This window comes from Pseudomonas oryzihabitans, assembly GCF_032027545.1.
Lineage (GTDB): Bacteria > Pseudomonadota > Gammaproteobacteria > Pseudomonadales > Pseudomonadaceae > Chryseomonas > Chryseomonas oryzihabitans_F.
Map to the genome: position 1 here is coordinate 113,068 of NZ_JAVSJB010000016.1, position 8,240 is coordinate 121,307.

An 8,240-nucleotide genomic window follows, 5' to 3' on the forward strand; every position below is an offset into this window, starting at 1 on the left:
GCGTTGAAAATGCTTTCGGAATGCTCATTTACTACTCGTAAACTCCGCGTCCTCAAACATTTTCGCCTTGTTTGGCTCTAGCTCACGAACCTTTGAACAGACTCTCAATGCGAATGCCGCGGCACCCCGCCTTCGCGGGCGATCACCTTGAGATGCAGGGTCGCCGGTTCCAGGCAGCCGCCGGTGGAAAGCTGGCCCACCAGTTGCCGATAGAGCTCCTGCCAGGGGGTCTGGGCCGGCGGCAGATTGGGCGTCCATTCAGCGCGACGGCGCTCCAGTTCGGCATCATCCAGCAGCACATCGACGGTGCGGGCATTGAGGTCCACGCGCAACCGGTCGTTGGTCTTGAGCAGTGCCAGGCCACCGCCCACCGCCGCTTCCGGCGACATGTTGAGGATCGACGGACTGGCCGAGGTACCGCTCTGACGACCGTCGCCCAGGCACGGCAGGGAGTCGATGCCCTTCTTGATCAGCGCCGCCGGCGGGGCCATGTTGACCACCTCGGCGCTGCCCGGATAACCCACCGGCCCGGCGCCGCGGATCACCAGGATGCAGCGCTCGTCGATGTCCAGGGCCGGGTCGTCGATGCGCGCGTGGTAGTCCTCCGGACCCTCGAAGACGATGGCCCGCGCCTCGAAGCTGTTTTCCTTGCCCGGTTCGGCCAGGTAGGTCTGGCGAAACGCCTCGCCCACCACCGACATCTTCATGATGGCGCTGTCGAAGAAGTTGCCGCTGAGCACGATGAAGCCGGCGCGGTGCTTGAGCGGCGCTTCGTAGGGCTGGATCACCGCGGGATCTGTGCTGGCCGCACCTTCGGCGATGGCACCGATGGTGCGCCCGGATACCGTCAGGCAATCGCCGTGCAGGCGCCCCGCCTTGAGCAGTTCGTGGAGCACCGCTGGCACCCCGCCAGCGCGATGGAAGCCCTCGCCCAGGTACTTGCCGGCCGGCATGCAGTTGGCCAGTAGCGGGATGTCCTCGCCCAGGCGCTGCCAGTCGTCCAGCGACAGCTCGATGCCCATGTGCCGGGCGATGGCGATCAGGTGCGGCGGACAGTTGCTGGAAGCGCCCAGGGCCGAGGCCACCGCGATGGCGTTCTCGAAGGCCGCGCGGGTCATGATCTGCGAGGGGCGGACGTCGTCCAGCACCAGCTGACAGATGCGCTTGCCGGTGGCATAGGCCATCTGGCCACGCTCGCGATAGGGCGCGGGGATGCTGGCGCAACCGGGCAGCGACATGCCCAGGGTCTCGGCCAGGGCATTCATCGACAGGGCCGTGCCCATGGTGTTGCAGTGGCCCACCGAGGGCGAGGCGGCGGTGGTCAGGGCCATGAAGCCCTCGTAGTCGATCTCGCCGGTCGCCAGCAGGTTGCGCGCGTGCCAGAGCACAGTGCCGGAGCCGATCAGCTCGCCCTTGAAATGCCCGTCGAGCATGGGTCCGCCGGACAGCACGATGGCCGGCAGGTCGGTGGTGGCTGCGGCCATCAGGCAGGCCGGGGTGGTCTTGTCGCAGCCGGTGGTGAGCACCACGCCATCCAGCGGGAAGCCATGCAGGATCTCCACCAGGCCGAGATAAGCCAGGTTGCGATCCAGGGCCGCGGTGGGGCGGCGACTCTGCTCGGCGATGGGGTGCACCGGGAATTCCATGGGAATGCCGCCGGCGTCGCGGATGCCGGCCTTGACCCGCTGGGCCAGCTCCAGGTGGTGGCGATTGCAGGGGGTGAGATCGCTGTCGGTCTGGGCTATGCCGATGATGGGACGACCGGACTGGAGTTCGTCGCGGGTCAGGCCGTAGTTCATGTAGCGCTCGACATAGAGCGCGGTCATGTCGGCGTGGGCAGGATCGTCGAACCATTGCTGGCTGCGCAGCGGGCGTTTGGCGGAAGTCATGGCTATCTCTAGTTGTTATGGGTGAAGAGCGGTTAGCGGCCCAGCAGGCCGCGGGCGGCCAGGTTGTGCATCAGGGCACCGAGGCCGAAGCGCCAGGCCGGGGCCTGGTCGCTGGTGGTCACCCTATTGTGCAGGGTTCCCAGCTGCGGGCTGGCGATGCTCACCACGTCACCCACCTTGTGGGTGAAGCCGCCGCCGGGGGCGTCCCGGTCCTGGGTCGGGGCGAACAGGGTGCCGAGGAACAGCAGGAAGCCGTCGGGATACTGGTGATTGGCATTGAGGGTCTGGGCCACCAGGTCCGTGGGATCTCGGCTGATCTGCGCCATGGAGCTACTGCCGTTGAGGTGAAAGCCGTCCTCGCCCCGCACCTCCAGAGTCACCACGCACTGGCGGACCCGATCGAGATCGAAGGTCTCGTCGAATAGGCGGATGAAGGGCCCCAGGGCGCAGGAGGCGTTGTTGTCCTTGGCCTTGCTCAGCAACAGGGCGCTGCGGCCCTCGATGTCGCGCAGGTTGACGTCATTGCCCAGGGTGGCGCCATGCAGGCGGCCGCGGCTGTCCGCCACCAGCACCACCTCGGGTTCGGGATTGTTCCACTGGGAGACGGGATGGATGCCGATGGCGCTGCCGCTGCCGACTGCGGCCAGCACCGGCGCCTTGGTGAAGATCTCGGCGTCCGGCCCGATGCCCACCTCCAGGTATTGCGACCACATGCCCTTCTCGATCAGCAGCGCCTTGAGCGCCTGGGCGCGCGGACTGCCCGGCTCCAGGCCCTGCAGATCCGCGCCGATCACCGCCTGCACCTGCTCGCGGATGGCCACGGCGCGCCCGGCATCGCCGCCGGCCTGCTCTTCGATCACCCGTTCCAGCATGCTGGCGGCAAAGGTCACCCCGGCGGCCTTGATCACCTGCAGATCGGCCGGCGGCAGCAGGTACAGGCGGCCCGGATCGGCCTGTTCGCCGCTGTTGGCCAGCAGTTCCTCCACGCTGCCGAGGTAGCGCCCGGGGGTATCGCGCAGGGCCTGCAGCGGCGCCTCTTCCTCGAACAGGGCGCTCAGCGTGGCGAAGCGTGTCGAGACATCGAAGACGCCATCCTCACGCAGCACCACGGGCGAAGGACCGGCCTGGGTGCCCGGCACCCAGGCGCGACCTACCAAGGTGCCGGCCAAGCCGTCGGTGGGAAGGGTGTTGGCGGGTGTGAGACGAGAGGACATGGACAGGACTCCGGGAGGGATGGGTCCACGCTAGGCAGCCGGACTGATAAACTCAAATGGGCTTATCTCATCATTCGATAACCGCTGTTTATCACGCAGGAAGGCATTCATGTCCGAGCCATCGTTCAGCCAGATCTGCCACTGGCTCAAGTTCCGCCACCTGCTGCTGATCGACACTCTGGGGCGCACCCGCAACATGCACCTGGCCGCGCAGCAGATGAATCTCAGCCAGCCGGCCATCAGCAAGATGCTCAAGGAGATCGAGCACCTGCTGGGCTTCGCGCTGTTCGAGCGCCTGCCGCGCGCCATGCCGCCCACGGCGCTGGGCGAACACGTGCTGCGCTATGCCCGGGTGGCGCTCAACGAGGCCCGCGACTTCGCCGAGCAGATCGACAGCCTGAGACGCGGCGGCCACGGGCAGCTCAAGGTCGGCGGCATCTTCGCCGCCACCGCCGTGGCCCTGCCGCAGGCCATCGTCGCGATCAAGCAGCGCTGGCCGCTGCTGGCCATCGAGGTGGTGGAGCAGACCAGCGATCACCTGATGGAGATGCTCGACGACAAGCTGCTGCACCTGGCGGTGGCCCGCTTCACCGACGACGCCCAGGCCCAGCGCTTCGACTTCCGCCCGCTGGCACCCGAGCCCTTCCGCTTCGTGGTCAACGAGCACCATCCGCTGGCGGGCAGCGGCCCGGTAGCGCTCGACCAGGTGCTGGCCTGGCCCTGGATCCTCTATCCCAGGGGCACCCCCATCCGCGGCCGCATGGAGCAGGCCTTCGCCGCCGCCGGCCTGCCGGTGCCGAGCAACACCATCGACACTATCTCCATGCAGACCTTTCTCCAGGTACTGCACGCCGGCCCCATGATCGGCATGCTGCCCGAGGCCATGGTGGAGCCCTATCTGGCCAGCGGCGCCCTGAGCATCCTGGAGCTGCCCCTGCACCTCCCGGCCCAGGACTACGGCATCCTCACCCGCAAGGACGAACCTTTGGGCGAGGCCGCGCGGGAATTCGCCGCCATCCTGCTCGCCCATGCCGGACGTGACGAAGCCTCGAACTAGACAGTTCGATAACACTCTGTTATCGAATGATCCGCAAATGCCATTGGGAAAGAATCGCTCGTCCTCCTAGAGTGGCCTGGCGCTTCAGACGGCCACCTGCATCCCCGGCCGCCTTCGACCTCTTCAATAACAACAACGGGCCCCAAGGCCCCGAAGGTCATTCCCATGTTCGAAACCACCGCTCCCCAGGGCGCCGCTGGCGACGCCTTCGAAGAACGCACCTATCGCAAGGTGGTGCTGCGCATCCTGCCGATCCTGCTGCTGTGCTACATCGCCGCCTACCTGGACAGGGTCAACGTCGGCTTCGCCAAGCTGGACATGCTGGGCGACCTCGGCTTCAGCAACACCGTCTACGCCCTCGGCGCCAGCATGTTCTTCTGGGGCTACTTCCTCTTCGAAGTCCCCAGCAACCTGTTGCTGCACCGCTACGGCGCGCGCTTCTGGATCGCCCGCATCATGCTGACCTGGGCGATCATCTCCATGGCGGTGGCCTTCACCCAGCCGCTGGCGCAGTTCTTCGGCCTGCAGTCGAGCACGCTGTTCTACGTCCTGCGCTTCCTGCTGGGCGTCTGCGAGGCAGGCTTCTTTCCCGGCGTGATCCTCTATCTCAACTACTGGTTCCCGACCCGGCGGCAGAGCCGGGTGATGTCGGGCTTTCTCATCGCCCTGCCCTTCAGCCTGAGCTTCGGTGGCGTGCTCTCCGGCTGGCTGATGAGCAGCCTGCACAACTGGCACGGCCTGGCCGGCTGGCAGTGGATGCTGCTGGTGGAAGGGGTACCTTCGCTCATCATGGCAGTGGTGGTGTTCTGCTGCCTGAGCGACAACATCGACAAGGCACCCTGGCTGGACGCCCGGGAAAAGGCCCTGCTCAAGCGCAACCTGGATCAGCACAACACCGGCAAGGCCTCGCGCCTCGGTGAGGTGTTCTTCAATCCGCGGGTCTGGCTGCTGGTGTTCATCCTGCTGACCTTCAACACCGGGTTCTACGGCCTGGCCTTCTGGATGCCCTCGATCATCAAGCACGCCGGCATCAGCGGCAGCCTGCAGATCGGCCTGCTCACCGCCATCCCCTACAGCGTCGCCCTGGTGGTCATGCTGCTCAACGCCCGCCATTCGGCGCGGACCGGAGAGCAGCGGCTGCACGCCGCGGTACCGGCCTTCGTCGGCGCCCTGGGCCTGGTGCTGAGTGCCTGGTTCATCCACAACATCGCGCTGTCGATCTTCTTCCTCACCGTGGCCGCCTCGGGGCTGCTGGCGCTGATGCCGATCTTCTGGTCGCTGCCCGGCACCCTGCTCTCCGGGGTCGCGGCGGCGGCGGGCATCGGCATGATCAACGCCATCGGCAACCTCTCCGGCTTCACCGGTTCCATGATCACCGCGACCATGGAAACCCTTACCGGCGACATCAACAACGGCACCTATGTGCTCGGTGCCTGCCTGTTCGTCAGCGGCCTGCTGATCCTGGCGATTCCGCGTTCGATGCTGCAGGCGTCGTCCCGCCAGGTTCGCCAACCGACCCTGGCGCCGGAGGCCGCATGAGACTCGACGGCAAGCGAGCGCTGATCACCGCTGCTGGCCAGGGCATCGGCCTGGCCAGCGCGCGCCTCTTCGTCGAGGCCGGTGCCGAGGTCATCGCCACGGATATCCGCCTGGATGCCCTGCACGATGTGCCCGGCGTCGAGCCACGCGAACTGGACGTCACCTCGGCGGCGGCCATCGATGAGTTGGCGGCTTCGCTGGACGGTATCGACGTCCTCTTCAACTGCGCCGGCTACGTCCATAGCGGCACCATCCTGGACTGCGACGAGAGCGCCTGGCAGCGTTCGTTCGATATCAACGTCACCGCCATGTACCGCCTCATCCGGGCCTTCCTGCCGGCGATGATCGAGCGCGGCGGTGGCTCCATCATCAACATGGCGTCCGTGGCCTCCAGTGTGAAAGCCGTTCCGGATCGGCTGGCCTACACGGCCAGCAAGGCCGCGGTGATCGGCCTGACCAAGGCCGTCGCCATCGATCACGTCCGCCAGGGCATCCGCTGCAACGCCATCTGCCCCGGCACGGTCGACTCACCTTCGCTGCAACAGCGTATCGCCGCTGCAGCCCAGGCCGAAAATCTGCCGCTGGAGGTAGTTCGGGAGCGCTTCATCGCCCGCCAGCCCCTGGGGCGCTTCGGCCAGGCCGAAGAAATCGCCCGGCTCGCCCTCTATCTGGCCAGCGATGCATCCCTCTATACGACGGGCGCCATACAGGTTATCGATGGTGGTATGAGCCTCTAGTTTTTATCCCGACAGGAGAACCCGATGAAACTGTTGCGCTATGGCGAAAAGGGCCAGGAAAAACCCGGTCTGCTGGATGAGCAGGGCATCCTGCGCGATCTGTCCGACCACGTCCCCGACATCACCGGCTCCACCTTGGGCGCCGATACCCTGGCCAGCCTCGCCCGCCTCGATCCGGCCAGCCTGCCGCGCGTCGGGGGCGAGCCGCGCCTCGGCCCCTGCGTCGGTAACGTCGGCAAGTTCATCTGCATCGGCCTCAACTATGCCGACCACGCCGCCGAAGCCGGCATGGCCATCCCCACGGAGCCGATCATCTTCAACAAGTGGACCAGCGCCATCTGCGGCCCCAACGATGCGGTGGAGATTCCCCGCGGCTCGCAGAAGACCGACTGGGAGGTCGAGCTGGGCGTCGTCATCGGCAAGGGCGGTCGCTACATCGACGAGACGAACGCCCTGGAGCACGTGGCGGGCTACTGCGTGATCAACGACGTCTCCGAGCGCGAATGGCAACTCGAACGCGGCGGCACCTGGGACAAGGGCAAGGGCTTCGACACCTTCGGTCCCCTCGGCCCCTGGCTGGTGACCCGCGACGAGATAGCCGACCCGCACGCCCTGGACCTCTGGCTGGAGGTGGACGGCCAGCGCTACCAGGACGGCAACACCCGCACCCTGATCTTCAAGATCCCGCAGCTGATCGCCTACCTCAGCCGCTGCATGAGCCTGCAACCGGGCGACGTCATCTCCACCGGTACACCGCCTGGCGTCGGCATGGGCATCAAGCCGCAGCCGGTCTTCCTCAAACCCGGACAGACCATGCGCCTGGGCATCACCGGGCTGGGCGAGCAGCGCCAGCCAACCGTTCAGGCCGACTGAGCGACGCCCACCACCTGGGCTGGCCGGCGCCCGATCCCCAAGGCCATCAGCGCCGCCAGGATGCCGGTCAGTCCGGCCAGTACCAACTTGTGGGCGGTTGCGAGACGAACATCTTTCCTGCTTATGTGCACTGTTATCAAGTCAGGGCCTGGTGCCGACCACTTGGCTCATCCATAGCATGGTGGCTGCCATTAGGCTAATGGCGCTGATGCCAATCTTTCACCGGAGATATCTGTAACAGTACCTATGTGCTTGGCCCCAGCCTGTTTTCAGCGCTCTGCTGGCCCTAGCAATTCCGCATTCGATACTACAACGAAAAAACTGGAAGCTTTAATTGATGTAGAAGCGACCTGAACCTTAACCAGCAACCTACATTAGCGGATTCAGACTATCGCAAAAAAATCAAAATTTAGAAAATTAAAACTGCACGCCTGCAAAGCCATTTAAATATACTCTTCTGAGTATAAAAAGCGGGCCAGGTTTAACCCTGGCCCGCCCCCTTTACTTCCAGTTAGCGGCAAGCAACACATTCAACTCGGATTTTTGTTGTTGGCTCAAACTCATTTCCGCACCAGCATCAACACCAAAGGAAGCCATCTTATCAACCAGATTTTGAACCTGGCTTTCTAATAATACCTTCCCATCCGACGTCTTGAACTGATCCACGCGATACTCGGAAGAAAGATACCAATAGTTAACTACAGCTTTATCGGCAGCTCCTATGACACTCACCTCCAAGTTATAGCCATCACGCCGGAACCACAAATCCTCAAGATTTACAGAAGAATCGAACTGAACCACATCGACTCCACTCAAGGGGTCATAGTTGGAAATGGTATCGCGCCCCATACCTCGGCCTACAAGGTACGTGTCGCTACCATAGCCACCATCGAGCTGGTCGTTACCGGCTCCCCCGTTGAGGATGTCGTAA

The 8,240-nt window shown here is 64.6% G+C and carries 7 protein-coding genes; 4 read left to right on the forward strand and 3 right to left on the reverse strand.

Annotation, left to right across the window (positions count from 1 at the left end):
• Positions 1–104 precede the first annotated feature (104 nt).
• Together RND78_RS21490 and RND78_RS21495 are read right to left on the reverse strand one after the other, a co-directional pair.
• Complete coding sequence (locus RND78_RS21490; RefSeq protein ID WP_312731971.1) at positions 105–1,889, reverse strand: IlvD/Edd family dehydratase; 1,785 nt, start codon at positions 1,887–1,889, stop codon at positions 105–107.
• A gap of 32 nt (positions 1,890–1,921) precedes the next feature.
• Complete coding sequence (locus RND78_RS21495) at positions 1,922–3,103, reverse strand: fumarylacetoacetate hydrolase family protein (RefSeq protein ID WP_312731972.1); 1,182 nt, start codon at positions 3,101–3,103, stop codon at positions 1,922–1,924.
• Between the two features lie 109 nt (positions 3,104–3,212).
• On the opposite strand from RND78_RS21495, the gene RND78_RS21500 reads away from it, so the two are divergent.
• The 4 genes from RND78_RS21500 (at position 3,213) to RND78_RS21515 (ending at position 7,309) form a co-directional block, all read left to right on the forward strand.
• On the forward strand, positions 3,213–4,160 hold the full coding sequence (locus RND78_RS21500) for a LysR family transcriptional regulator (RefSeq protein ID WP_312731973.1): 948 nt from the start codon (positions 3,213–3,215) through the stop codon (positions 4,158–4,160).
• Between the two features lie 165 nt (positions 4,161–4,325).
• The gene (locus RND78_RS21505; protein ID WP_312731974.1) at positions 4,326–5,699 is read left to right on the forward strand and encodes an MFS transporter; all 1,374 of its coding nucleotides are present in this window, start codon (positions 4,326–4,328) and stop codon (positions 5,697–5,699) included.
• The gene (locus tag RND78_RS21510; RefSeq protein ID WP_312731976.1) at positions 5,696–6,436 is read left to right on the forward strand and encodes an SDR family oxidoreductase; all 741 of its coding nucleotides are present in this window, start codon (positions 5,696–5,698) and stop codon (positions 6,434–6,436) included. The genes RND78_RS21505 and RND78_RS21510 overlap by 4 nt, the downstream gene beginning before the upstream one ends.
• A 24-nt stretch (positions 6,437–6,460) precedes the next feature.
• On the forward strand, positions 6,461–7,309 hold the full coding sequence (locus tag RND78_RS21515) for an ureidoglycolate lyase (RefSeq protein WP_312731977.1): 849 nt from the start codon (positions 6,461–6,463) through the stop codon (positions 7,307–7,309).
• 501 nt (positions 7,310–7,810) lie between these two features.
• Here the strand turns inward: RND78_RS21515 and RND78_RS21520 are convergent.
• Positions 7,811–8,240: calcium-binding protein (locus RND78_RS21520; protein ID WP_312731978.1), on the reverse strand; the 430-nt coding region annotated here is incomplete at its 5' end.

Bases quoted from the DNA above. Each gene is read 5' to 3' on its own strand.
- RND78_RS21490 (WP_312731971.1), bottom strand. From the start codon at position 1,889: ATGACTTCCGCCAAACGCCCGCTGCGCAGCCAGCAATGGTTCGACGAT.
- RND78_RS21495 (WP_312731972.1), bottom strand. From the start codon at position 3,103: ATGTCCTCTCGTCTCACACCCGCCAACACCCTTCCCACCGACGGCTTG.
- RND78_RS21500 (WP_312731973.1), top strand. From the start codon at position 3,213: ATGTCCGAGCCATCGTTCAGCCAGATCTGCCACTGGCTCAAGTTCCGC.
- RND78_RS21505 (WP_312731974.1), top strand. From the start codon at position 4,326: ATGTTCGAAACCACCGCTCCCCAGGGCGCCGCTGGCGACGCCTTCGAA.
- RND78_RS21510 (WP_312731976.1), top strand. From the start codon at position 5,696: ATGAGACTCGACGGCAAGCGAGCGCTGATCACCGCTGCTGGCCAGGGC.
- RND78_RS21515 (WP_312731977.1), top strand. From the start codon at position 6,461: ATGAAACTGTTGCGCTATGGCGAAAAGGGCCAGGAAAAACCCGGTCTG.